At 62.1% G+C, this 1,404-nt stretch carries 1 protein-coding gene; it reads left to right on the top strand.

Features of this window, described 5'->3' with window-relative positions:
- Positions 1 to 1,217: tetratricopeptide repeat protein (locus NKJ64_RS30420; RefSeq protein ID WP_352463827.1), on the top strand; the 1,217-nt coding region annotated here is incomplete at its 5' end.
- Positions 1,218 to 1,404 lie beyond the last annotated feature (187 nt).

Genomic DNA, 1,404 nt, shown 5'->3' with positions numbered 1-1,404 from the left:
TGGCCGGCGTGTTTGCCGTCCAGCACGAGATGAGCGGCGAGATCGCCAAGGCGCTTGGCATGCAACCTTCGGCAGCGGAAAGCGAACGCATGGCGCGGCCGCCGACCGAAAACCTCGAAGCCTACGACTTCTATCTTCGTGCCGAGCAGACAGCACGGACCGGTCGGCGCGACGGCCTGCGGGAGGCGCTCACGCTCTACGACAAGGCCGAGCAGCTCGACCCCGCTTTTGCGGAAGCCTTCGCGGCGGATGCAAGCACGACGGTGTATATCTGGCGTGAATCGTTCAATGACATCATGCAGAGCGCGCCAGCACGAAAGAGAGCATATGAGAAGGCGAGCCGAGCTTTGCAACTCGACCCTGACCTTTCGTCGCCCTATGCTATTCTTGGGATCATGCAGGTCGTGGATCGCCGCTACGAGGAAGCCATCGCTTCGGTCGAGCGAGCCGTCGCACTCGGCCCCGGCGATGCTGAGACGCAAATAGCCCTGGGATACGTGCAACTGTTCGCCGGCAGTCATGCTGAGGCTGCCGAAGCGGTCGAGACGGCGCTCAGGCTCGATCCCAACCTTTCACCTGTAAACCGGCAAATTGCCGGTCTGGTCTTTCTAATTCAAGGGAGCAACGACAGGGCGATCGAGGCCCTCGAACGCACCCGCGACGATGCGCCGTCAGTCGGAGATTTCACGATCACGCTTGGTGCCGCCTACGCCCGCGCCGGCCGCCTGCAGGATGCCAGGGCGGCAGTGGCCGAGGGGCTAGGTGCCATGTCCACACCAGGTTTCGATTCATTGTCCGCATACCGACTCAACGGTGCCCAATATCGTAACCCGCAGGATTTGGCTCTCATCGTCGACGCGTTGCAGCAGGCGGGCTTGCCCGAATGGCCGTTCGGTTTCACCGGCGATGAGCACAACCGCTTGAAGGGCAAGGAGATCGCCTCGCTGGTGCTGGGCCATACTCTGCAGGGTCAGCTTGAGCCCGGACTCCAACCAGCCTTCCTCCAGATCGGGAGCGACGGCAAGGCAGCCTTCCGCTCCACGACGCGGCTGGTCACCGAGACCGTCCGTGTCGATGGCGACTTATTGTGCGAGCTGAGCGAGAATATGTTCGGGCGCCCCGACTGTGGACCCGTCTATAAACGCCGCGACGATGGAGGCGGCGGCTATTCCTTCGTCAACTCAAGCAAGGTGTTTCACTTTACGGTTGTTCAGTAGAAGCACACGCGCGTCATAACGGACGCACACACTCGCGTCCGATGCGGGACTAGAATAGGCTGCGCGAAGCCGCTTGATCGACCAAGGAGGGCGCAGGCAGGTATGGAGCGAAGGCTTACCGCGATCCTTGCTGCCGACGTGGTCGGCTACAGCACGCTCATGGGCGAGGATGAGGTCGGCACGCTCG

The sequence above is a fragment of the Mesorhizobium sp. M0062 genome (assembly GCF_040323125.1).
Taxonomy (GTDB): Bacteria; Pseudomonadota; Alphaproteobacteria; order Rhizobiales; family Rhizobiaceae; genus Mesorhizobium.
This window is presented reverse-complemented; position numbering and strand designations above follow the sequence as displayed.